27 protein-coding genes and 1 riboswitch are annotated in these 22,186 nt (G+C 35.2%); of the genes, 26 read left to right on the top strand and 1 reads right to left on the bottom strand.

The annotated features are described in order from the left end of the window. Nucleotides 1-4 precede the first annotated feature (4 nt). From AC3WOM_RS03500 to AC3WOM_RS03445, 12 genes are all read left to right on the top strand, one after another. Complete coding sequence (locus AC3WOM_RS03500) at nucleotides 5-2,398, top strand: SPFH domain-containing protein (protein ID WP_492444992.1); 2,394 nt, start codon at nucleotides 5-7, stop codon at nucleotides 2,396-2,398. A gap of 11 nt (nucleotides 2,399-2,409) precedes the next feature. Next, a complete protein-coding gene (locus AC3WOM_RS03495; RefSeq protein WP_492444990.1) occupies nucleotides 2,410-2,703 on the top strand; it encodes a hypothetical protein in 294 nt (97 codons plus the stop codon). After that, entirely contained in the window at nucleotides 2,703-2,861 is a 159-nt protein-coding gene (locus AC3WOM_RS03490) for a hypothetical protein (protein ID WP_492444989.1), read from the top strand. The genes AC3WOM_RS03495 and AC3WOM_RS03490 overlap by 1 nt, the downstream gene beginning before the upstream one ends. A gap of 91 nt (nucleotides 2,862-2,952) precedes the next feature. Beyond that, on the top strand, nucleotides 2,953-3,651 hold the full coding sequence (locus tag AC3WOM_RS03485) for a hypothetical protein (protein WP_492444987.1): 699 nt from the start codon (nucleotides 2,953-2,955) through the stop codon (nucleotides 3,649-3,651). Nucleotides 3,652-3,812: 161 nt separating this feature from the next. After that, nucleotides 3,813-3,950: a hypothetical protein gene (locus AC3WOM_RS03480; protein WP_492444985.1), complete on the top strand. Its 138-nt coding sequence runs from the start codon at nucleotides 3,813-3,815 to the stop codon at nucleotides 3,948-3,950. Further along, nucleotides 3,947-5,788: a phage tail protein gene (locus AC3WOM_RS03475; RefSeq protein ID WP_492444984.1), complete on the top strand. Its 1,842-nt coding sequence runs from the start codon at nucleotides 3,947-3,949 to the stop codon at nucleotides 5,786-5,788. The genes AC3WOM_RS03480 and AC3WOM_RS03475 overlap by 4 nt, the downstream gene beginning before the upstream one ends. 17 nt (nucleotides 5,789-5,805) lie before the next feature. Next, nucleotides 5,806-6,030 (top strand): hypothetical protein, encoded by a 225-nt coding sequence (locus AC3WOM_RS03470; RefSeq protein WP_492444983.1) that lies wholly within the window; start codon nucleotides 5,806-5,808, stop codon nucleotides 6,028-6,030. Nucleotides 6,031-6,115: 85 nt separating this feature from the next. Then, nucleotides 6,116-6,388, top strand: coding sequence for a hypothetical protein (locus AC3WOM_RS03465; protein WP_492444981.1), 273 nt, complete (start codon nucleotides 6,116-6,118; stop codon nucleotides 6,386-6,388). A 98-nt stretch (nucleotides 6,389-6,486) separates the two neighbouring features. Then, on the top strand, nucleotides 6,487-6,708 hold the full coding sequence (locus AC3WOM_RS03460; protein ID WP_492444980.1) for a hypothetical protein: 222 nt from the start codon (nucleotides 6,487-6,489) through the stop codon (nucleotides 6,706-6,708). A gap of 106 nt (nucleotides 6,709-6,814) precedes the next feature. Further along, the gene (locus tag AC3WOM_RS03455; protein WP_492444978.1) at nucleotides 6,815-7,219 is read left to right on the top strand and encodes a phage holin family protein; all 405 of its coding nucleotides are present in this window, start codon (nucleotides 6,815-6,817) and stop codon (nucleotides 7,217-7,219) included. Beyond that, nucleotides 7,216-7,890, top strand: a complete 675-nt coding sequence (locus AC3WOM_RS03450; RefSeq protein ID WP_492444976.1) for a M15 family metallopeptidase — start codon at nucleotides 7,216-7,218, stop codon at nucleotides 7,888-7,890. Before AC3WOM_RS03455 ends, AC3WOM_RS03450 begins: the two co-directional genes overlap by 4 nt. A gap of 210 nt (nucleotides 7,891-8,100) precedes the next feature. Beyond that, a complete protein-coding gene (locus tag AC3WOM_RS03445; protein ID WP_492444974.1) occupies nucleotides 8,101-9,129 on the top strand; it encodes an Ig-like domain-containing protein in 1,029 nt (342 codons plus the stop codon). Between the two features lie 83 nt (nucleotides 9,130-9,212). Here AC3WOM_RS03445 and AC3WOM_RS03440 read toward each other — a convergent pair whose 3' ends face one another. Further along, nucleotides 9,213-9,344 carry a hypothetical protein gene (locus AC3WOM_RS03440; protein WP_492444972.1) on the bottom strand — a complete coding sequence of 44 codons (132 nt, stop codon included), beginning with the start codon at nucleotides 9,342-9,344 and terminating at the stop codon, nucleotides 9,213-9,215. A 256-nt stretch (nucleotides 9,345-9,600) separates the two neighbouring features. Here AC3WOM_RS03440 and AC3WOM_RS03435 point away from each other — a divergent pair, with 256 nt between their 5' ends. The 14 genes from AC3WOM_RS03435 to gcvPB all read left to right on the top strand — a co-directional run bounded on the left by AC3WOM_RS03435 (nucleotide 9,601) and on the right by gcvPB (nucleotide 21,859). Continuing rightward, nucleotides 9,601-10,074 (top strand): GNAT family N-acetyltransferase, encoded by a 474-nt coding sequence (locus AC3WOM_RS03435; RefSeq protein ID WP_492444971.1) that lies wholly within the window; start codon nucleotides 9,601-9,603, stop codon nucleotides 10,072-10,074. A gap of 685 nt (nucleotides 10,075-10,759) precedes the next feature. Continuing rightward, nucleotides 10,760-11,629: an SH3 domain-containing protein gene (locus AC3WOM_RS03430; protein WP_492444969.1), complete on the top strand. Its 870-nt coding sequence runs from the start codon at nucleotides 10,760-10,762 to the stop codon at nucleotides 11,627-11,629. 4 nt (nucleotides 11,630-11,633) lie between these two features. After that, a complete protein-coding gene (locus tag AC3WOM_RS03425) occupies nucleotides 11,634-12,140 on the top strand; it encodes a hypothetical protein (protein ID WP_492444968.1) in 507 nt (168 codons plus the stop codon). A 188-nt stretch (nucleotides 12,141-12,328) separates the two neighbouring features. After that, nucleotides 12,329-14,635 (top strand): hypothetical protein, encoded by a 2,307-nt coding sequence (locus tag AC3WOM_RS03420; protein WP_492444967.1) that lies wholly within the window; start codon nucleotides 12,329-12,331, stop codon nucleotides 14,633-14,635. A 22-nt stretch (nucleotides 14,636-14,657) separates the two neighbouring features. Continuing rightward, on the top strand, nucleotides 14,658-15,050 hold the full coding sequence (gene cdiI, locus AC3WOM_RS03415) for a ribonuclease toxin immunity protein CdiI (protein WP_492444966.1): 393 nt from the start codon (nucleotides 14,658-14,660) through the stop codon (nucleotides 15,048-15,050). 160 nt (nucleotides 15,051-15,210) lie between these two features. Next, complete coding sequence (locus AC3WOM_RS03410) at nucleotides 15,211-15,549, top strand: competence type IV pilus major pilin ComGC (protein WP_492445089.1); 339 nt, start codon at nucleotides 15,211-15,213, stop codon at nucleotides 15,547-15,549. Between the two features lie 2 nt (nucleotides 15,550-15,551). Further along, on the top strand, nucleotides 15,552-15,992 hold the full coding sequence (comGD, locus tag AC3WOM_RS03405) for a competence type IV pilus minor pilin ComGD (protein ID WP_492444965.1): 441 nt from the start codon (nucleotides 15,552-15,554) through the stop codon (nucleotides 15,990-15,992). Continuing rightward, nucleotides 15,985-16,302, top strand: a complete 318-nt coding sequence (locus AC3WOM_RS03400; RefSeq protein WP_492444964.1) for a hypothetical protein — start codon at nucleotides 15,985-15,987, stop codon at nucleotides 16,300-16,302. The genes comGD and AC3WOM_RS03400 overlap by 8 nt, the downstream gene beginning before the upstream one ends. After that, the gene (comGF, locus tag AC3WOM_RS03395) at nucleotides 16,295-16,720 is read left to right on the top strand and encodes a competence type IV pilus minor pilin ComGF (protein WP_427541402.1); all 426 of its coding nucleotides are present in this window, start codon (nucleotides 16,295-16,297) and stop codon (nucleotides 16,718-16,720) included. Before AC3WOM_RS03400 ends, comGF begins: the two co-directional genes overlap by 8 nt. Continuing rightward, on the top strand, nucleotides 16,698-16,898 hold the full coding sequence (locus AC3WOM_RS03390) for a hypothetical protein (protein ID WP_427541400.1): 201 nt from the start codon (nucleotides 16,698-16,700) through the stop codon (nucleotides 16,896-16,898). Before comGF ends, AC3WOM_RS03390 begins: the two co-directional genes overlap by 23 nt. 19 nt (nucleotides 16,899-16,917) lie before the next feature. Further along, on the top strand, nucleotides 16,918-17,433 hold the full coding sequence (locus AC3WOM_RS03385) for a shikimate kinase (RefSeq protein ID WP_427541397.1): 516 nt from the start codon (nucleotides 16,918-16,920) through the stop codon (nucleotides 17,431-17,433). A gap of 144 nt (nucleotides 17,434-17,577) precedes the next feature. Continuing rightward, a riboswitch (glycine riboswitch) is annotated at nucleotides 17,578-17,670 on the top strand. Between the two features lie 257 nt (nucleotides 17,671-17,927). Beyond that, on the top strand, nucleotides 17,928-19,031 hold the full coding sequence (gcvT, locus tag AC3WOM_RS03380; RefSeq protein ID WP_492444963.1) for a glycine cleavage system aminomethyltransferase GcvT: 1,104 nt from the start codon (nucleotides 17,928-17,930) through the stop codon (nucleotides 19,029-19,031). Nucleotides 19,032-19,056: 25 nt separating this feature from the next. Then, nucleotides 19,057-20,403: an aminomethyl-transferring glycine dehydrogenase subunit GcvPA gene (gene gcvPA / locus AC3WOM_RS03375; protein WP_492444962.1), complete on the top strand. Its 1,347-nt coding sequence runs from the start codon at nucleotides 19,057-19,059 to the stop codon at nucleotides 20,401-20,403. Further along, nucleotides 20,396-21,859 carry an aminomethyl-transferring glycine dehydrogenase subunit GcvPB gene (gene gcvPB, locus AC3WOM_RS03370; protein WP_492444961.1) on the top strand — a complete coding sequence of 488 codons (1,464 nt, stop codon included), beginning with the start codon at nucleotides 20,396-20,398 and terminating at the stop codon, nucleotides 21,857-21,859. Before gcvPA ends, gcvPB begins: the two co-directional genes overlap by 8 nt. Nucleotides 21,860-22,186 lie beyond the last annotated feature (327 nt).

Genomic DNA, 22,186 nt, shown 5'->3' with positions numbered 1-22,186 from the left:
AACTTTGTCACAGAAATATCCTTTAAAAGAAACTTTATCTCCTATTAATAAGGATGGTCGCGACAGAATAAATGAGAACTGGACACGTATCATGGCTTACTTTGACTATGTGCAATCTCAGATTAAAGTGTTAGCTGGTGGACAAGAGGTAGATGAATTAATCACACGGCTTGAGCAAGCAATCGAAAAGGCTGAGATCGATGTACAAAATTACATTACTCAAGTTGATACAACTGTCCAACAGGCTATAGATGCTAACAACACAGCGACACAAGATGCAATTGCAGCTAATAATGCAGCATTACAAACTGCCCTTGATACAGTTGCACAAAGACTAATAGAGGTAACTCAAGCTATAGGAAATACAGAAACGGCTACTGCAGATGCAACAAACGCTAAAAATGCTGCTATTCAAGCAACACAGGATGCACAAGATGCTATTAACACTATGCAGTCACTCATCGATAATTTTAGTCATCGTGGAGCATGGTCTTCGGCCACACAATACTTTAAAAATAATCTTGTGGGTCTAGACGGGCGCACTTACATTGCTTTAAAAGAAAATATCAATACACCTGTCACAGATAAAAATACATGGACTTTATTCGCTGATAAAGGAGCACAGGGAGCAGAAGGACCGCGCGGATTACCTGGTAAGGATGGCAAAGACGGTACAGGGGTAAATATTATTACTAGCCTTAAAAGTGAAGATGATTTACCACCAACTGGTTCGGCAGGAGACGCTTATATGATTGATGGAGACCTTTATGTTTGGCAGGATGACACAGGTAGCTGGAAGAACGTAGGTCCAATCCAAGGTCCAGAAGGTAAATCAGCATACGATTTAGCTGTTGAAAATGGTTTTGTTGGAACAATAGAGGAATGGATTGAATCGTTAAAGGGCGAGACAGGACCACGAGGGCTAGAAGGACCACCTGGTCCACCGGGAAAAGATGCAGATTTGACGGAAATTACTGAACATTTGGAACAAATGAAACCTAAAGTCGACAACTCATGGCAAAAAGGACAGTATAATAATGTATCAATTAGCAATTTAGGCAGTAATACGGCAGAAAGAACTTTGTTCATTAATCACATGGATTGGAAAAACACAGGTAACGTAGAACAATTAGATATAATTATTCCTGTAGATGGTTCCTTCTCAGGTCTAATAAAGGTTACTTATACATCTATGTGGGGTAATTCTGAAGCACATGGAGGTGCAACTGTTCTATATAGAATTGGAAACTATACAGCATCGGGGACGGGAACAAAGTTAAACGATTATGTATTAGAGACTATAACGCCTGATTTTGCTAAAAATTATTATATACACAAACCCTACATTGAAGCTAACAACGGGAATATATTTTTAATAGTGCAAAAAGCACCATCTGCTAATAATCCTTTTGTGGTTAAACTTGAGCTACAGGGTTATGGTAGTGGTAAAAATGCATTTACATCAATGTATGAAACAACTTGGGTTATTTACGACAATGGCAGTCCAACACATAATGGTTATCCATGGATGCCACAAGTTAGTAGAATACCTACAGGAGCACAAACTAGATTTTGGGATACGTCAATGTGGAATGATATTATTGACGGTAGGGATTATGTAGTTGGTGGTGTTGCTCACAATATGGCACAATTTACACCTGAAAATTTTAGGGATTTCTTATTTTATTTTTTAGCTAATGAAAAAGGTACTTTTAAATGCTTTGTAAACACAGCTTCTTTGGGTTTATCATCATTGGACACTTATGGTATATTAACTACCATTAAACCGTGGAACAATGAAACAGGAGGAGGTTTAAAGCAAAGGTTTGAAACGTCTGATAGGATATATAAAAGATACCAAATTAATGATGCTACGTGGTCTACATGGGTATGTATTCAAAGTCAAGATGTAGATGTACAACAGCTTTTCACATCTGTAAGTAATGGTAAAGCACAAGTAGCATCTGCCATTACTGGTAAAGGAGTTCAAACTGCTTCGGATGCTACATTTACAACAATGGCTAATAATATTAATGCCATACCTACAGGTGGTAGAAAAGCTAACGGGTTATTAATTTCTTCATCAACATTAGCGTCATTTAATTATAAAGGTGGAGGTATAGTTAGTATTGCGTATATAGATTTAACAGGTCTTAACTTTACCCCTAGTATAATAGTATTAATGACTTCAACGGGCAATGGTAATATGTCATACAGTATATTTACATCCTTTAATGACCCTACAGGCTTTACATCATCTACTAAAATTTCCTTATATAATTCTAATTTATTTTCTAATAGCCCAAATCATAATTTGAGTCATATAGCTATATCAGGAGGATACAGATTTCCAGTTACTAGTCAATCAGCAAACTATACATGGTATGCGTACGAATAGGAGGTATTGATGTGAAAAGAGATAATAGAGTTATTTTTGATTCTGTTACAGGTAAAATTGTTTTTCAAACTGGTGAAGCAGAAGGGGACATAAATCCGCTTGAAGAATGGAACCCATTAGAATATATTGACGTACCATATGGGTCCATTGATTATTCAAAGTCCTATATTGATCGTATTGATGAAGATGGAAATCCTGTGGTCGTATCTTATGATATTCCTGAAACAGAAGAACAAAAGCGCATCCGTGAACTTGAGGATGCTTTATTATTGCAAACAGACTTAGAGACAGGAGGTATTTTATAATGGTCAATGAAATCGTAGTAAGGATTGCTGCAGAACGTATTATTAACAAAGGACTTAATCCAAAGACAGAGAAAACGTATGTTATTGATGATGTGACAAACGAGGCATATCGTGCGGCTGTTGAAGATTACATTTTAACAGCTACTGAAGGTGTATAAATGTAAAAAACTTTAGGTAGTTTATTTTGTATTGTGGATTAGAAGAATGATATATTCTCCTTAATGGATCTAATAGATAAGGAGGATGTAATTGGATATTTCAAAACAAATATTTTCTAGTATAAGTTTAATAGGGATTTTACCCGTAATTATTGCTTTTTTAAAATTAGGGATTGATGCACTTAATCATAAACCAATAGAGAAAGTATTTTTATCTCCCTCGAGAAGGTTGATAATATTCTTCTCTCAGTTGATAATTCTGAGTATTAGTACGATTTTAATCACAGTTACAGCATACATTCTACGTGATGAATTAATTGATAAAGAGATGATAGTAGGGCTAGCGATTGTCACGATAACTTTTGTAACAGTTATATCTACTATTATTTTCTCCATAGTATACTTACTAAGTGTAAAAGTTAAATTTTCTTTTAAAGATGATGAAAATCAAAAATGGGATTTTGAAAAAAGAATTAGTAAAAATAGAATTCTAGCCAGTAGAGAGAATAATTATTTCCAACATTTTGATATTGATTTAATTATGAATAAAGAAATAAAGAGAGAAATGGTAAAAGAATTTAAATTATTAGGACATGATATAATTATTAAGTACTATATGATATTGGTTTTGATTTCTTTATTTTTAATAGTAATAGGAATGGGATTGATTATTTTATCCCAAGAGGTTTTTAATTTATGGAGAATTTTAGTTTTTCTATTAGGTTTCTCTTCATATTTATACTTTATTTGTATTAAGAATAATAATAATTTGATAAAGCAATTTCAATAGATGATGAAAGGACATATCAATTAATTTATCCTTATTTTTTCATTAGGAGCTATCTCCATCGAGTAGCGTATTTTATTTTATTTGCTAGTTGTTCCATATTGTTCAGTAAGCGCTACTCAATTGGAGTAGCGTATTTTTATGCTTAGAAAGAAGGTGAATGTATGTCTACAATCGAAATGAGCGAGGACAAGATGGGTTGTGCAGTTGAGGAGAATGGAAAAAAATCAGTGGTTACTATCACTGCATCAGTTATTACACTAGAGGCTTCAAAAATTAGATTAGTTGGTGATAAGGCATGACAACTGTTCTTTACAAAGGCACTGAATATCCAATCAATCACATTCAAGCTATGCGTAGAGATCTGGAATTAAACGCAGCACATGAGTTGAATATGATCGTGGTAAATCGTGAAAATAATCCAGCATATCCTTATCTGCAGGAAGAATCCATTATAAAAATAAAAGGGCATGAGTACCGCATTAAAAAGGTGAGTGAAAAGACACCTTATAAAAATATTAGTGCACTTCATACTGTTACAGACTTGGTTGGTGTACCGTTTAACCAAAAGCTCAAAGGTTCCTATACTCCCTCAGAACTGTTTAGCATGCTGCTTAGTAACACAGGATGGACAGCACATTTCGATAGCACTGGTGTAGATGCTTCTATCGAATTAGTTGATTGGGGTAGAAACAATGTATGGAAATTGCTTCTGGAACTTTGCAATAAGTTACGTGTGCAATTTGAAATACTACCAGGTAAGATCCTGAACATAAAAAAAACATTAAGTACAGATTACGGTCGACAATTCCGTTACGCATATAATCTAAGAAATATCACTAAGGATTCAACATCTACTGATATTGTCACACATGTAATCGTGAATTTTGACGAAGAGTTAAAACAGACTGAAACCTTTGTTTCTTCAACAGCTGGCAACTATGACCGGCCAATCTATGGGGATATCATAAATGATGAACGTATCAAGACTTCAGACGCTGCCTATAAGCGGGCGAAGGAAAAGTTTCGAGATATTGAGATTTCTTACGATTTGGACATCGCTGAGTTGGGGGAGTCTTATGAACTTGGAGAAACCATTCACACTATCTATGAACCTATGAATGACCTGTCCATCGTCACAAATATCCTGAAGATACGTGAAGAGTGGAACGGTGAGGATTTAGTAGCTACAAGTGTGACTGTAGGTAACTATGTGTTTAAAACAGCTGAGGAGATTCTTCAGGACCAGATTAAAGACACTGAGTCAAATGTGAATGACAATATTGAAAAGACAGCTGAAAAAACGACAGAGGTAATCAGGAAAGAGTATAAGCTTGAATTATCTGAAACTGTCACGGATTTAGAAAAAAATATTACTACAGAATACACAGCCATGATTAGCATGACTGCACGTGAATTAAAAACTGAGATGACTCAACATGTAACGACCATCAACAATAATTTGGGAAGTATGGAAGCACGTTTTAATTCTTCTATTTCACAAACGGCAACACAGATACGAGCTGAAGTGAGCTCGGAAGTCACAACAATTAATAATAATATTTATAATGTGAAGCAAGACGTATCAAGCCTGTCAATTACAGCTAGTAGCATCCAATCTACGGTTACAAGTCATTCAAGCTCAATAAACGGTCTGAATACGCAGATGAGCAGTGCACAATCTAGTATTACACAGATGAGTGACCAAATTACACAAAAGGTATCTTACACAGATTATAACGGCTCAACCATAGTGAGTAAGATTAACCAAGACCCTTACTCAGTAACCATTGATGCTCAGAAAATAAACCTTAATGGTGCTGTAATGGTTAATGGTAGCATAACAGGCGCTACAGATATAAATGTAGACAGGGATATTTATATGGGACGTATGTTGCATTTTAGTGATATGACAACAATAGGAGGCTCTAATGGAACTATTTTATTAGATGCATATCAAAATATTGAATATCAAGGAAGACATCATATATTTTATGGGGATGTTGTAGACTTTTCACGAGTCACTGTGACAGGTCTCAATAACAGTAATGGAATTAGTTTCTTCCAAAGTTCTAACAATCCCAAAGTTTTAGTTGTTAGAAAAAACGGTTCTGATATCGGGTATTTATCTATGAATTAAAAAGGAGATATGAAATTATGGATTACGAATTACGTTTAAAAACAGGTGAATCATTTACATTAACAGGATCAAATATTGATGCAAATGCATTAACTGATACATTGAATAACCATCAAATTTTATTTGTTAATTTTGGAGGTATTGTATTACAAAAACATGTAGTTGATGGTTTGATTCCACTTATTAGTAAAGAACAAACAGAAGATGTAAAAGAAGAACAATTAGAGCAAACGCAAGCATAAGCTTAGCGTTATTTTTATTGTCAACTTTAAAAGGAAATCCTCCCCTTTCATCGAATAAAGTAAGATGAGAGGTGGCGCATTTTAATTGAGCGTATTAAGAAATGACTTAGTTTTTACAAATAATCTAAAAGAAGCTTATGAATTTGCACATTACTTATTTCTTACTAAAGGCATAGATAATGTTAAAGTAGAACAAATTAACGGTGATTGCTATGTGCGATTTACTATGGAATATGGTGATGGATGTAGTGATGAATTAGGTAAACAAATATGGAATATAGTAGAGCAATTCAATCTTAAAAGTTTAGTATTTTATGGTGTGTATTGGGACGTTGTACGGGGATATATAACTGAGTAAAGTTTTAAACATTATGCCTTCTACAATCATTTGAGGGTTTTATAGTACAAGGATAAATCCTTCTTTTGTCGAATGATGATTAAAAGGAGGGAATGTTTATGTATGATGTGAAGATTCATTTGAAATGTGGATACATTTATCTGGAAAATGGTGAGGAAAAGTCAGCAACGTACACTTCACCTAAGTTCAGTCAAAATTTGAATTACGTTAATCCGAATGTAATTGCTAGTAAATTGGCGAACGAAATTTTGATTGAAACAGGACGAGAAGTAAAATCATTTTTGTATGTAGGAAAAGAACCAGTGAAAAGTAAATCATGAAGGCACTCTCAGTTGAGGGTGCTTTTTATATTCCCAAGCGTTTGGGAATATGAAGGATGCGTCAATAAGACGTGTCCTTTTTAATATGTCAAAGGGAAGTGTTCAAATGGAAAAATGGATAGCAGCAGTAAGTGGAGTAATTGGCACAATCGTTTCATACTCGGTTGACGGCCTAGGTATGGCTGTAACTGTGTTAATCGCCTTTATGGCAATTGATTATGCTACCGGAATTATGGGGAGCATTGTAAATCGTAACTTAAACAGCCGTATTGGTTTCAACGGCATTATTCGCAAAATTTATTACTTAATGCTAGTCGGTTCAGTGTATTTACTGGCGCTAGTGATTCCAGGTATCGAGTATGCAGGTGATGGGGCAGCCATTGCTTTTTGTGTACTCGAATTTATTTCTATCACAGAAAACGGTACGAAAATGGGCTTACCAACACCTGACTTCATTAAAAACATTTTAGCAATCGTAAAGGATAAAACAAGGGAAGGTGATGCGAAATGAGCTTAAGTGTTACAACTACATGCCGAGATCTTGCTGAGCTATTACCTGCTGCACAAACAGCTTGCCGTTTGTTATTCCAGGAGTGTTACAAGGCAGGCATTAAGAACATCTTCATTACCGAAACGTACCGCAGCCAAGAACGCCAAAAATATTTATACGCTCAGGGTCGTACAAGACCTGGGCAAATTGTTACCTGGACATTAGATAGCAATCACAAATCACGCTTAGCGTGGGATATTGCTGTCGGTCCTCCACAGTCTTTATATGATGTAACGACACTTACTCGAGTAGGAGCTATCGCTAAAAAATTAGGTATTGAGTGGGGAGGTACATGGACGAAAGCTATTGACCGACCACACTTTGAAGTTAAATCATCGTGGAAGATGCCTGCAGGTTATAAGTTAGAAGGAAAAGTAAACGTGCCTACAAATAGCAAAGGGCAAGTTCAATTAATTGTGGAAGATAAACCGAAGGAGGAAATTAAAATGCCAAATTGGAATCCAGGTTCACCAGCTATGAAAACTGAAACGGAAAATTTTATTGCACAGGCGGTTAAAGACGGCATTATTCAGGAATCGCATTTGAAGGACTTACAGAATGGTACTATGACGACTGATCGTTTAATTGGATTGTATATTACAATTCAGCAACGAAGAAGTAATAAAAAGTAATCAAAATCAGTACGGTACCTGTTGTATTTAATCATAAATTTACTATTTGTTAAGAAGTTGTATAGGTTGAAGTATTAATTTATAAATGTTGATTCTCTTAAAAAATCCCATGTACTCAATTAATTTGAGCCTGGGCTTTTTCTATTTATATTATTGGTATATTTAGTAATTCAAAGTATACTTATAATAGTAAATATTAGGAGGGGAATTATGAAAAAAATTTTAGGCTTGTTAATTGCAATTATTTTATTTAGTTTTTCACTAGATACGTTTTATGGAAGCAAGGCAGAGGCAGCAATATTAGGACAACAATTATTACAACCAGAAGAAGGTTGGAAAAGGTTTAATAATGATTATGAATCTTTTCAATATAGCAGTAACATGTTTAATTACACAGAATCAAAATCATTTCAGGGAGATCATCATTTAGTTCCGGATACAAACCCAGGAAACGGGAGTCTCGAATTTAAATTTAAAGGTACAAAAATTAGAATAATATCTCCAAAAATTCGAAACGGTTTTGCATTTGCTAGTTCAAATGTAAAGATTAATATTGACGGTATAACACAAACGTATAATCCCATAAATAGCGATAATACTTATAGATATCAAATATTATTATACGAGAAAACTGGTTTGGAAGATGTTATACATTCAGTGAAAATATATACTGATGATAATAAAACTCTAGTAATAGATGCAATAGACATAGATACTGACGGTGAGATTTATCCCCCCGACACAATTGTGGAATCACTTGATATAAATAAAGAAAAATTGGATTTGACTGTTGGTTCCAGTGAATCACTTATTGCAACAATTCTTCCAGAAAACGCTACTAACAAAGTAATTCAATGGACAAGTAGTGATCCAGAGATTGCTTCAGTTGATAGTAATGGAAATGTAATCGGAAAGAAAGCTGGTAAGGTGACAATTACTGCAGCAACTACTGATGGAAGCAACCTATCAGCTACAGCAGAGGTGACAGTAAAAGAAGCAGAAATTGACGCAAATAGAGCAATTTTAAGACTTACAACGACAACTAAAGATATCCATGAGTACGATTTATCTTTAACAGAAATAGAGCAATTTATGAATTGGTTAGATGGTCGTGAGGTCGGACAGGGAAAACCTTACTATAAATTTAAATTGAATGTATCAACAGGAAATATAGTTTCAAGAACAGAGTATATTATGTATGATAAGATTGTTAGTTTTACTGTTGATGAGTATAAGTAGTTGCCAACTTAGAATAAATATATAGAATTTAAGACTAGTTGCACTTGTGACTAGTCTTTTAGTGTGTAGAACAGACAACCTTTTTAGTTATCTGTTCCACGTTCCGTATTGGATTGTTTAGCTTGTTCAATTACTTCCTCAAAAGCTGCTTTAATTTCCTCAATTGTATAACCAGCTTCCAGTAATTCTTGGGTTGTTTGTTCTAATCTGTTCATTTAATTATCCTCTTTTATGTTTTTTATCTCCAATATTAATAATATTGAAATTGGCTAGAAATATCAAAAGAGAACATGATAGCCTTCCGCAATCAATAGTGCATGGTGAACCATAGTTGGATAATTGGTTGGAATGGTGAAAGGGGAAAAATTATTCAAGTAATATTGAGATAAGGTACTATTAAACTAACTAATATAAAATTGTTTTATATTAATATTAGTTTAGTTAAATTTTTACATAAATAGGGGGATTAAAATGGAAATTCGTTCAGTTAAAGGCTCAGACTACTATGTAATTTCACCTCTAATTAATGAGTGGTGGGGTGGCAGGAATGTGTCTCATCTGTTACCAAAATTATTCTTCAATCATTTTACACAGACAAGTTTCATTGCAGAAAAGGATGGTAAACTCGTGGGTTTTCTAATAGGATTCCTTTCTCAAACTCATTCAGAAGAGGCGTATATTCATTTTGTTGGAGTTCATCCTGAATACAGAAAGCATAATATTGGAAAACATTTATACCATAAATTTTTTAATGTAGTAAAGCGGAATAATCGAAGTATTGTTCGTTGTATAACGTCACCTGTCAATAAAGTTTCGATTGCCTATCATACCAAGTTGGGTTTTGAAATTGAAAATGGAGATAGAATTATTGATGGACTATCATTAAATACAGACTACAACGGACCAAATCAAGACAGAGTTTTATTTGTAAAAAAATTAGATTAAATTCTAGTTACTAACTGAACTAAAAGGTGCTTAACTGAATAAACTAAGCGACCACTCCGTGATGGGTGGTTAATCTTTTGTATTTTTAAGTTAGTAATAATAGAAATGGTAACAGGTTAGTGTAATTAAAGATTTTTAATTAATTGGATAATATTAGTTAAAAATGTATATTATCCAATGCTATGTGATTATATTTCTTTTTAAACCATTTGTTGGATATTTACTGAATACTTAAATTGATATAATAATTCAGGTGCAACTTTTCCCTTCTGCACAAAGGGTTAAGATGCACCATTCCTCAACTATACACAAATGGCCAGGCTCTCAATTAAAATGAGCTTGGGCTTTTTTATTTGTTCTAGAATAGTTTTTTAAGTGTACTTCTTGGGTTTCCTCCATTATTTTCTCTATATAAATACCCTTTTAAGTTTGAGAAAATTGATACATTTATACCAATTTAATTCTAATTATGTATAATAATTTTGAAGGAGGTAAAATCTTACTAACACATTTGACTCTTATTCTAGTAATTGCATTTGCTTTAACAATTAAAGCTAAGGGAGACAACGTGTTACAAAATTTAAAGATGTACCAATTGATCCCTTACGATAAGTAAATTAATCGTGATGGGAATAGTTGGGCTTGCGAGAAATAGACACTAAAAAACATTCAAGGAGATTAAAACATGAAACTTAAAACACTCGTAATATTAATGATGACACTGTTATTAGCATTTTCATTTAATTTTGATATAGCTAATGCAAATAATTTTAAAGAAGTTAAAATCGTAAATTCTTCTTCTACTGTATATGAAAAACCAGATACTAATTCTAAGGTGTTAGGAACTGTAGAAAAAGGAACTTTCGTTACGTTAATCAGCAAAGATCAAAATGCCTTTTCACGTATTACTTATCTAAATAGCGAATCTAAAATCATAGATGGGTATATTTCTGATTCTGTCCTTGAAGATGCACAATACACTATTAAAATAGCAAGTTCTAAAAGTGGGCTTGTTGTTAAAGAAATGCCCTCATTAAAAGCAAAAACAGTTGCAACATTGCAAAATAAAATGGTTGTAAAAGACTTCGGCTCTGTTGGAGATGGTTGGTCATTTGTACAGTATGGTAATGTAATTGGTTATGCAGCGACTAACTTTATGAGTACTTCAAAACCAACAACTAAATACGTAGTATCAAACCTTGTTGTGAGAAATATAGCAAGTCCATCAGGAGCTAATGTAGGAGAACTTAGTAAAAATGAAGCAGTATCTGTTCATTCTACAATCGCTGGTTGGTCATATATTTCGACTTTATCTTATGAGGGCTATGTAGTAGATTCCTATTTAAGCACAAAAAATCCGAACGCAACAACAAATAGTAAACCAAGTAGTTCATCAAACTCTAATTCTTCAAGCAGTAGCAGTAACAGTGGTAAATCATACTATAAAAACTGTACAGAATTACGAAAAGATTATCCAAGTGGTGTAGGTGTTGGTCATCCAGCTTATGATAGTAAGCATGATCGTGATAAAGATGGATGGGCTTGTGAAAGATAGTTAAATGAGTAATGATTTTATTTTGGGAAGCTTAGCAGGTATATTTTCTACGGTTTTATTAGCATTATTAGTCTATGAAATTTTAAAATTTAGTTTCGAAGGATTTAATAATAGAAAGAAAAATATAGGATATGTCAGTGAAATATTTATAAATCTTTTTTTCAATTTACTAATTTGGTTTAGTGTAAAGAACGATTTATATATAGGATTAAATTTTGCATCATTTGTCTCTTTAGTTATTGCAATTGGTATATCATCAAAAATTGCTCATAGGATGTATTTTACTAGTAATGATGTGATAGGAAAGTTGCTGAATTGTGTAACTGCTAATATTGGCATATTTTCTTTCGTTATAGGTATATTTTGTTGCCTTAGTGGATGGAATACTAATAATAGCCTTCTAACATTCGGTAGCATATTCATTGGAATCGGTTCTTTTAGCATGATGTTCTTCATAGCGTTTGCACAAATCATGGATAGTCAACAAAAAGATAAGTCAGTTAATAATTAATAAATATACGAAGGACTACTTCTTGATAAGTGGTCCTTTTGTATATTCTTATTTTGATTAATTTATTTAAGTAAGCAATTCGGATTACATTGAGAAAGGTATTTCTTCTTAGATTATATTTCTCGAAAAGTATTTATATGGTAGATTTGGTATATAAAAATATTTATAGATAAAAAGGAGAAGTGAAGATGATACATAAGTTTTTTAAGAAAATATTAATCAGTTTAATGGTGGTGCTTCTTTTATTTACATCAAGTATTGATATTTTTAAATCATCTAAGGCGCATGCAAATCTTGTAACTAAACCGATTGAGATCACCGCGAAAAAGACTCTTAAGGATTTAGCTGAACATGTTGCTATCGGAATGGCTGAACAGATTGTGCAAAATTATTTGATCGATGAGATTATTGATTCAGCTGTTACAAAAGTAGATGCGGGCTTTGCACCAGTTTGTTTGGATAAAAAAGTTAAAGATTTGAAGGATTGCCCTCCAGAAAAACTAGCGCAAGTAAAGCGTGATTTTACTGCTACTGATAAAAAACTATTAAGAGATGCACTAGAAGGGGTCATAGAACAAAAAACATATACAAGCTATAAGTGGCAAAAGTTTTTAGATTTTTTTATACCAGTATTTTTGGCAAATGGTTTAGTAGCATTTTTCGATAGCTTATTAGATCCTGAATCTGAGGGTTTGATTAATGAAGTGGCTCAGGAAGCGTTAATTAATGCAGGCCTATTAAAACCGGTGTTTATACCTCAAGCTGAGGAAACTTTGGAACAATTAGATTTTAGTCAACATGTTGAACGTGTAGATACACAATTCGTTCAAATGGTAGGTTCTATACTTGAATATAGATACACTATTTTACTAAAACCGAATGTGAAGCTAGGTTATAGTTTTAATGATAGGAACAGTGGTATAAAAAATGTTACTGGTAATGGTTCTATTTCATTTAGTTTAGGTTTTTTTGTGGATTCTATTTTAGTTGGTAATCCTTCTAGTGGCTATTATTTAGCCCAAATGAAAGCCGTACATGGTATAAATCTTGGTTCTGGTTGGTACCCTTTTGGAAGTGAACCTATATCGTGGAGGTCTAGTACGCCTCATAAGATAGAATCTTTTGAAAAAGCTTATGTTGCTGCGATGGCTGCTTTTGATGAGGCTACAACTTATACACGTAACTATCTTGATTCTATGATTTTAGACTCATCTGATGTAAATAAAAGTTTAAATACTTTGTTGTACTTATTGTCACAGAATCCGAATTCTAATTTCAAGTTTGATGATTCGGTAAATGTTAAGTTAACACCTCCGAAAGTAAAAACTGATTATGGTACTCAAACGGCTACTGACAAAATTAAAGATACAGACGGTAAAGTAAAAATACGAGGCATTGACAGTTATAAATTCACATATCAAAATAAGGACGTTTATCCGTCTGATCAGTCCTCTACAGGTTGGAAGGTTAGAAAGACTGGTGAAGATATAGCAGTTGGGGAAGATGTTTCTGTAAAGGATAAAGATGAAAAAGAACCTGAACCTGAAAAACCAACAGAACCGAGCAACCCAACCTGTAATGAGTCCGATAATATGGAAGTGGATTCAGGTCAATGTGAGGGCGTACCTTACTTTGGCTCAAAGCTGGAGTTCATTTTCGGGAATGCAACGGGTAATAAAAATCATATAGAATGTTCACTAGCTATGGAACTGCAGCTAAATAGCATTGGCATTTTTGATGATGCAAAAGGAAAGAAACTTGTGCTTGATAATTTATCGAATGCTTTCGATGATCCTTCGAGTATTCGGGAGACAAAAGAGAATGGTCGAGTAGTCAGAACGTCCGTCCTTACGGGTTCAAATGGTGAATTGAAAGTTGAATCTGTGTGGGATAAAGAGAAATTAATATCCGTTAAGCTTGGTGAAGATGTTGGTGGGGAGCCTGGAGAAAAACCAGATGAGGTTACAATTAAATATAGAACAGGATATGATAAACATTTGATAGAAGTAGAGGGTTTTAAAGCTAAACCGACTATTGGAATAAAAGGTGGCCACAATCTCGAAAATTTTGAAAAGTTTATTTTTGACAACTTTGGTGATCAGGTTAAGGATATTAATCAAGCTGTAACTAAAAAGCCTCATCCCGATATTTCAGGCATTTATGAGGTTAAATATAAGCTCCCTGTTTATGATGGATTGAGCTCAGAGAATGGAGGAAAAGGTAACTTTACTGGCCAGTGGAAAGAGTATAAGAATCCCAAAACTGTCTATGATCCAAAACTATTCCCTGATGAACAGATGTTAAAGTTGGGCAGAGAAGCCATGGAAGAAGGTATTCAAAGTAATAGAGTAAGAATTGATTCTCGACCAAATGCTATTTCTGACGAAATTATCGGATATGCTGAAGTCAATGGAAAAAAACTGCAATTTATAGGTTATCAGGATAAAGTCACAGGAGAAATAAGTAATTTCTTCCCTGTAATCCCGAATCAATGATTAAAAGGTAGGTTTAATAAATATGGATGATGAAATTTATTATGTAAAAGATACACAAGAAAAGATTAAGAATATGGAGGCATACTACAGTACTCTAGGTTATGGCTATTTTTTAGAAGCGCTAAATGAATTTGAACAGGGAAAAGGATTTGGTATTGGTTATACTAGCTGTTACTTTGCTACTGAATGCACTCCGAATGATGAGGAGTACTTTGGGGATACTGGAGTGAACTTTACCACAACACCACCAGTAACTAGCACAGAAGTGTATTCAATTGTGGAATATGAGATGTTTTTCGAATATTTACTTAAAGTAGCTCAGGAGTACCTATCTAAATATCCTCAGAATAATGTAGTTGTTGAGAGAAGCTTAGCTCAAATCAAGGAGAGGTTAGGAATTGAAACAAAGAGGTAAGTAAAGGGTGAACATATAGATAAGATGCATAATGAAATATTTAACTCATAATTATAACTGGTATTTATTTAATTTGGCTGGAAATGGGAAAAGACCACCTCATGATGGGTGGTCTTAGTTGTGCTTAAAGATAACGATAGTTAAATAGAAGAAAACTAATATTTTTATCAATGAAATTACTAAACATTCATTGAGATGTTTTGAAAGAAAATCTTGTATAATCTCTATATTAATTTTAATCACAATTCCCAATGTTACGAAGCATTTTGCCACAATCGATGAGAAGGGCTGTAAAGCATATATAAGCATGGTACAAGGGCAGGTAGAAGCGTATCGGGTGGATTTTATGGCTTATCCAACTGTCGAGGATTTGGTAGCAAAGGGGTATTTGAAGGAAAATGAAACGAGCTGTCCAAATAAGGAAGAAATTATGATTACAAATGAGGGGGAGGTTAAATTGGCAAATGCCTCTTCAGGAACGGACTCAAGTGGCGGATGAATGTGAACAGAGTAAATAATGATCACGGTTATACGTTGATTGAAATGTTAATTGTGTTATTTTTGGTGATGTGTTTAACTGCGATTGTCATGAAATACTCATTAAAACAAGCAGAAATAAAAGAGCTTGAGCGTTTTTTTTCACAGGTGCAATTGGATATTCAATATATTCAAACTTATAGTATGCATCAAAGAGAGTATATCTCAATGAAGTTCGAAAGCTCGACAAAGCGCTATATTATCAAAAAAGATTTTTATACCCATTTATATGACAGACCTTTTCCGAAAGGGGTTGAATTAATGCCTGCTTCGAGTTCTGTGCAAACAATTATGTATAACTATAGTGGCAATGTCATGACTGCGGGAACTGTAACATTTAAAACCCCCAAAGGTATTAAAAGAGTTGTGATTACGCTTGGACGAGGAAGAGCTAGAGTTGAATGAATCAGGCTATTCATTTGTAGAAACGATTTTATCCATTGGCATCCTTATGTTACTATGCACGTCATTATTACCAATCAGCAATACAATGAAAACAAAACTATCTAACAAAAAGCTAGAGGTTATCGCAGCAGAGACAGCCTATGAGGGATTAAAGCAATATTTGCATTCAGGACAACAGGAAGGCTCAAAAACAATAGAAAATGTAGATTTCTACTGGACTTTTGTGGAACAGGAAATATGTGTAACCTTTCAAAATACACGAGAAATACGTAAAAAGTGTATACAGCCGACAGGTGAAGTCAATGAATGAGAGAGGTTATACATTGCTTGAAGCATTATTTCAATTAGTCGTGTTTGTACTTGTTGCGCAGCTCGTTGTCTTAATTATGCTTTGGTATGGCGAGATGAAAACGACGGTATTATCTGATGAACAATCAAAGTGGGAGCTATTTGTTTACGATTTGAATAGTTATTTTGAAAATATTACTTTTTTTACGATTCGACAGAACCAAAAGAGAATAACCTTTGAATCAGCGAATACGATCCATAATATTGATTGCTATAATAATTTAATTCGTGACCAAGTAAATGGAGGGCATGTACCGATGTTAATTGGTATTAACAAATGTCAATTTCAATATGAAAATAATAGGGTCACTGTAGCTATTGAATTTCCAAGTGGTATCCAAAAGGAGCGAACCTTCTATGTACCAATTATTGAAAAATGACAGAGGGGCTATTTTTTTAATCGCAATTGCATTATTATTTTTTGTAACTACTTTTGTTCTTACGTATTGTACGTCTTATGAAATTCAGTATCGAACATATGATTCGCTTGAAAAATTGAATGTTCGCGCTACGATAAATTTATTAGGACAAATTTTGTCAGACAGTGTAGAATCGTAGTTATAAGAAGGTGATTCGAATGCGAAAAATATATTTAGTTGGCTTTATGGGCTGCGGGAAAAGTGCGTTAGGAAGACGTTTAAGCTATTTGTTAAAGATGCCCTATTATGATATGGATCATGAAATTGTGAGACAGCAGGGTATGACAATTCCTCAGATTTTTGAAAAATACGGAGAGGCACGGTTTCGGGAAATAGAAACAGAATTTTTGGAAAATTTCCGTGATGAAGCTTGTATTATTTCAACTGGTGGTGGCGTTGCCGTCAATGCTGAAAACAGGAAAATAATGAGACGCAGTGGACTTGTGTTTTTTTTAGATGCGACATTCGAAGATATTTATAAACGAATACAGCATGATCAAAACCGACCGATTGTGCAAAGCTCAACGAAAGAAGAGCTAGAGAAGCTGTATCATTACAGAAGAAGATTTTATCGTGATGCAGGACATATTCAAGTGTTAACAGAGGGCAGAACCATCCGCCAAATTCTTGAGTATTTAGTATTCCAAGTTAAAAGGCTAAAAGGCGAACGATGATATGTGAATACAACTATAATGTTCGTTATTTATTATAGTTTAAAAAATGTTTGCCTTTTCAATATATTTAATGTTAGGATATAGACAAATAAGTAACTAAATGTTCATTGAATACTAAATAGTACCAAGATGAATCTTGGGCGGATGATTGTGCGGGGAGAGCGCGTGTAGACGCCGCCGAAGGAGCAAGTAGCAAAGGGCTATGAATCTCTCAGGTAAAAGGACTCGTACAAGACGCAACTCTGGAGAGAGCTGTAGTATAACAATAACAGCCACCAAAGGGGAAAGCCGGCTGATTGGCAGGGAAGAAATGCGAGCCAGTCTGGTGTAACTTTCAGGTGCAAGGACAGAGAATCCCGAAAAAGGGGTTCGTCTGTCTTTTTTTATGTCTTTGTATACTTGTTTAATGACGGCAAGCATGGGCTGTATTCATACAAAAAGCAGACGAACTACTACCAGGTATAATGTAACTAACAATAAGGGGGCAAAAAAGAATGACGAAAGAATTAAAACGTACACCTCTATTTGAAGAATACGCGAAATACGGTGCTAAAACAGTTGACTTTGGTGGATGGGAATTACCAGTTCAATTCTCTTCTATTAAAGAAGAGCATGATGCAGTACGTAATCGTGCAGGCTTATTTGATGTATCACATATGGGTGAAATTTTAGTAACTGGCCCTGAGGCACTTGAATTTTTACAAAATCTTTTATCAAATGATATTTCGAAAATTGCTGTAGGTCAAGCGCAATACAATGCTATGTGCTATGAGGATGGTGGCGTTGTCGATGATTTATTAACGTATAAATTAGCAGATAATCACTATTTATTATGCGTCAATGCAGCAAATATTGAAAAAGACTATGATTGGATGATGGAAAATCAACATCAATATGATGTGACAATCGACAATCAATCAGAAGCTTATGCACAAATTGCTCTACAAGGTCCATTAGCAGAAGAGGTTCTTCAATCTTTAACAGCGACTGATATTAGTGCCATCAAATATTTCCGCTTCCAAGAGGATGTAGAGATTGCAGGACATAAAGCATTAGTTTCTCGTAGCGGCTATACAGGTGAAGATGGTTTTGAATTATATGGCGCTCCAGAAGATATTAAAGCTTTATGGGGTAAAGTTTTAGAGGCTGGTCAAGACAAGGGTGTTGTTCCTGCAGGTCTAGGCTGCCGCGATACACTTCGCTTCGAAGCAGGTCTCCCACTATACGGACAAGAGTTATCAGCAACGATTTCTCCACTTGAGGCTGGTATTGGCTTTGCTGTGAAATTAAATAAAGAGGACTTTATCGGTCATGATGCATTAGTAGCTCAGAAGGAAAATGGTCTTCCACGCAAACTTGTAGGAATTGAAATGATTGATAAAGGAATTCCTCGTCATGGCTACAAAGTATTTAAGGATGGTCAGGAAATCGGTGAAGTGACAACTGGTACACAGCTTCCTTCCTCTAAACGTAATGTTGGTCACGCATTAATTGACAGCCAATTCGCAACAATCGGAACTGAGTTAGAAATCGAAATCCGTGGTAAGCACTTAAAGGTAATAACAGTTGAAACACCGTTTTACAAGCGTTCAAAATAATAGTTGAAAAGAGGGACCTACATTTATGAAACATCGTTATTTACCAATGACGGAGCAAGATCAAAAAGAAATGTTAGACGTAATCGGTGTATCCTCAGTAGATGAATTATTCGAGGATATTCCTGAGAAAGTTCGTTTTAAAGGCCTTTACGACATTAAGGAAGCAAAATCAGAATCTGCTTTATTAAAAGAATTAACAGCACTAGCTGCCAAAAATAAGGACACAAATGCCAATGTATCATTTTTAGGTGCAGGCGTTTATAACCACTATAAACCAGTAATCGTGGACCATGTCATTTCTCGCTCTGAATTCTATACAGCTTATACACCATACCAACCAGAGATTTCACAAGGGGAGCTACAAGCTATTTTCGAATTCCAAACGATGATTGCAGAGATTACTGGTATGGATCTTGCTAACTCTTCTATGTACGATGGTGGTACAGCATTAGCAGAGGCAGGTATGCTAGCTGCTGGTCATACGCGTCGTAAGAAAATTTTAGTATCTGAAACCGTGCACCCTGAATACCGCGATGTTGTGGCTACATATGCCTATGGTCAATCCATTGAAATCGTGACAGTTCCACATAAAGATGGTGTAACAGATGTTGACGCATTAAAAGCGTTAATTGACGACAACACAGCAGCAGTTATTGCTCAATATCCAAACTTCTTTGGTCAAGTGGAGGACATTCAAGTAATTGGAGATATTGCACATGAAGCAAAGAGCTTATTCGTTGTGTCTTCTAACCCGCTTGCATTAGGTATTTTAACACCTCCTGGTAAGCTAGGAGCTGATATTTGTGTAGGTGATGCACAAGTTTTCGGAATTTCTGAAGCATACGGTGGTCCACACTGTGGTTTCTTTGCAGTAACAAATAAATTAATGCGTAAGGTTCCAGGTCGTCTGATTGGTGAAACAGTGGATGGCGAAGGTCGTCGTGGCTATGTATTAACACTACAAGCGCGTGAACAGCATATCCGTCGTGATAAAGCAACATCTAATATTTGTTCGAACCAAGCACTTCTTGCACTTGCAGCTTCTGTAGCAATGACAGCTCTAGGTAAACAAGGTATTCGCGAAATGGCTACACAAAATATTGCGAAAACACGTTATGCGAAAAATGCCTTTGAAGCAGCAGGCTTTACAGTAGCATTCCAAGGTGCACACTTTAACGAAATCGTTGTGAAAACGAATAATTGTGTGAAAGAAATCAATAAAGGCTTAATCGAAAAGGGTATAATCGGTGGATATCCTTTAGGTCAAAATTATGACTCTCTTAAACATCATGTGCTGATTGCAGTTACTGAATTACGCACAAAAGAAGAAATTGATGCACTTGTTGCAGAAATGGGGGCTCTTAATGCATAACGAAAATCAATCACTCATTTTTGAAATTTCAAAAGAAGGTCGCGTTGGCTATAGCTTAGAAGCACTGGATGTACCTGAGGTTGACCTTGCAGATTTATTACCTGAAAAGCTAGTACGTGCTGAGGCGGCAGAATTACCTGAGGTGTCTGAGCTTGATATTATGCGTCATTACACTGCACTTTCTCGTCGAAACCATGGGGTAGACTCTGGCTTCTATCCACTTGGCTCATGTACGATGAAATATAATCCAAAAATTAACGAAGCGGTTGCACGTCTTTCAGGCTTTGCCAATGTTCACCCATTACAGGATGAATCAACAGCACAAGGGGCGATGGAGCTTCTCTATGATCTTCAAACTTCTTTAGTAGAAATTACAGGAATGGATGAAGTAACATTGCAACCAGCAGCAGGTGCACATGGTGAATGGACAGCATTAATGATGATTCGTGCGTTCCATGAGGCAAATGGCGAGGGTCATCGTAATAAAGTGATTGTTCCTGACTCAGCTCATGGTACAAACCCAGCATCAGCAACTGTTGCAGGCTTTGAAACAATCACTGTTAAATCAGATGAAAATGGCTTAGTTGATATTGAAGACCTTCGCAAAGTAGTAGGTTCTGACACAGCGGCCTTAATGTTAACAAACCCTAATACACTAGGTCTATTTGAAGAAAACATTATCGAAATGGCAGAGCTTATCCACTCTGTAGGTGGTAAAGTGTACTATGATGGTGCGAACCTAAATGCGGTTATGAGTAAAGCACGTCCTGGCGATATGGGCTTCGACTGCGTACATTTAAATCTGCACAAAACATTTACAGGTCCACACGGTGGTGGTGGTCCAGGTTCAGGTCCAGTAGGCGTAAAAGCGGATTTAATTCCATTCCTACCAAAGCCAGTTTTAGTAAGAACAGAGGAAGGAACATATCACTTCGATTACGATCGTCCACAATCAATTGGACGTGTGAAACCTTACTATGGTAACTTTGGTATCAACGTACGTGCATACACTTATATCCGTACAATGGGTCCAGATGGCTTAAAAGCTGTAACAGAATATGCAGTATTAAACGCAAACTACATGATGCGCCGTTTAGAGCCATTCTTTGATCTGCCATATAACCGTCATTGTAAACATGAGTTTGTATTATCAGGTCGTCGTCAAAAGAAACTTGGCGTTCGTACATTAGATATCGCAAAACGTCTGCTAGACTTTGGCTACCATCCACCAACAACATACTTCCCATTAAATGTGGAAGAGGCGTTAATGATTGAGCCAACAGAAACAGAATCAAAAGAAACATTAGATGCATTCTGCGATGTGATGATTCAAATTGCCAAAGAAGCAGAAGAAAATCCATCGATCGTTCAAGAAGCACCACATACAACAGTCGTATCTCGTCTAGACGAAACACGTGCTGCTCGTACACCAGTGCTTCGTTATCAAAAAGCATAGAACTACAAGCGTCCGATAAGTATCCGTACTTATTGGACGCTTTTCTTCTAGCGGAAGGAACAGTTAGAGTGGTGGATAGAATGAGCAAAGTGGCGGATAAAATGAATAGAGTGACGGATAGAAGAGGCAGATCTTACTGGACAAGTTTGTACAATATATTTGAGCAAGGTTTCTCACAATATTACCTAAATAATAATGTGTATTTTTCGTAAGAATTAAACTCTATTGTAGATGTACATTTTTCTAACTTTCAATTGGTTTGAATTGGAAATGTGGTATAGGCTTTGTAGAGAATAAAGAGGCACCAGTGCTTTTGTTAAAGTAGTC

The organism is Lysinibacillus sp. FW301-JW8 (genome assembly GCF_058788755.1).
This window is presented reverse-complemented; position numbering and strand designations above follow the sequence as displayed.

What these genes read in the sequence shown, in the direction of transcription:
- AC3WOM_RS03490 (WP_492444989.1), top strand. Translation starts at nt 2,703, where the DNA reads ATGGTCAATGAAATCGTAGTAAGGATTGCTGCAGAACGTATTATTAAC.
- AC3WOM_RS03480 (WP_492444985.1), top strand. Translation starts at nt 3,813, where the DNA reads ATGTCTACAATCGAAATGAGCGAGGACAAGATGGGTTGTGCAGTTGAG.
- AC3WOM_RS03475 (WP_492444984.1), top strand. Translation starts at nt 3,947, where the DNA reads ATGACAACTGTTCTTTACAAAGGCACTGAATATCCAATCAATCACATT.
- AC3WOM_RS03470 (WP_492444983.1), top strand. Translation starts at nt 5,806, where the DNA reads ATGGATTACGAATTACGTTTAAAAACAGGTGAATCATTTACATTAACA.
- AC3WOM_RS03460 (WP_492444980.1), top strand. Translation starts at nt 6,487, where the DNA reads ATGTATGATGTGAAGATTCATTTGAAATGTGGATACATTTATCTGGAA.
- AC3WOM_RS03455 (WP_492444978.1), top strand. Translation starts at nt 6,815, where the DNA reads ATGGAAAAATGGATAGCAGCAGTAAGTGGAGTAATTGGCACAATCGTT.
- AC3WOM_RS03450 (WP_492444976.1), top strand. Translation starts at nt 7,216, where the DNA reads ATGAGCTTAAGTGTTACAACTACATGCCGAGATCTTGCTGAGCTATTA.
- AC3WOM_RS03445 (WP_492444974.1), top strand. Translation starts at nt 8,101, where the DNA reads ATGAAAAAAATTTTAGGCTTGTTAATTGCAATTATTTTATTTAGTTTT.
- AC3WOM_RS03440 (WP_492444972.1), bottom strand. Translation starts at nt 9,344, where the DNA reads ATGAACAGATTAGAACAAACAACCCAAGAATTACTGGAAGCTGGTTAT.
- AC3WOM_RS03435 (WP_492444971.1), top strand. Translation starts at nt 9,601, where the DNA reads ATGGAAATTCGTTCAGTTAAAGGCTCAGACTACTATGTAATTTCACCT.
- AC3WOM_RS03430 (WP_492444969.1), top strand. Translation starts at nt 10,760, where the DNA reads ATGAAACTTAAAACACTCGTAATATTAATGATGACACTGTTATTAGCA.
- AC3WOM_RS03425 (WP_492444968.1), top strand. Translation starts at nt 11,634, where the DNA reads ATGAGTAATGATTTTATTTTGGGAAGCTTAGCAGGTATATTTTCTACG.
- AC3WOM_RS03420 (WP_492444967.1), top strand. Translation starts at nt 12,329, where the DNA reads ATGATACATAAGTTTTTTAAGAAAATATTAATCAGTTTAATGGTGGTG.
- cdiI (WP_492444966.1), top strand. Translation starts at nt 14,658, where the DNA reads ATGGATGATGAAATTTATTATGTAAAAGATACACAAGAAAAGATTAAG.
- comGF (WP_427541402.1), top strand. Translation starts at nt 16,295, where the DNA reads ATGAATGAGAGAGGTTATACATTGCTTGAAGCATTATTTCAATTAGTC.
- AC3WOM_RS03390 (WP_427541400.1), top strand. Translation starts at nt 16,698, where the DNA reads ATGTACCAATTATTGAAAAATGACAGAGGGGCTATTTTTTTAATCGCA.
- AC3WOM_RS03385 (WP_427541397.1), top strand. Translation starts at nt 16,918, where the DNA reads ATGCGAAAAATATATTTAGTTGGCTTTATGGGCTGCGGGAAAAGTGCG.
- gcvT (WP_492444963.1), top strand. Translation starts at nt 17,928, where the DNA reads ATGACGAAAGAATTAAAACGTACACCTCTATTTGAAGAATACGCGAAA.
- gcvPA (WP_492444962.1), top strand. Translation starts at nt 19,057, where the DNA reads ATGAAACATCGTTATTTACCAATGACGGAGCAAGATCAAAAAGAAATG.
- gcvPB (WP_492444961.1), top strand. Translation starts at nt 20,396, where the DNA reads ATGCATAACGAAAATCAATCACTCATTTTTGAAATTTCAAAAGAAGGT.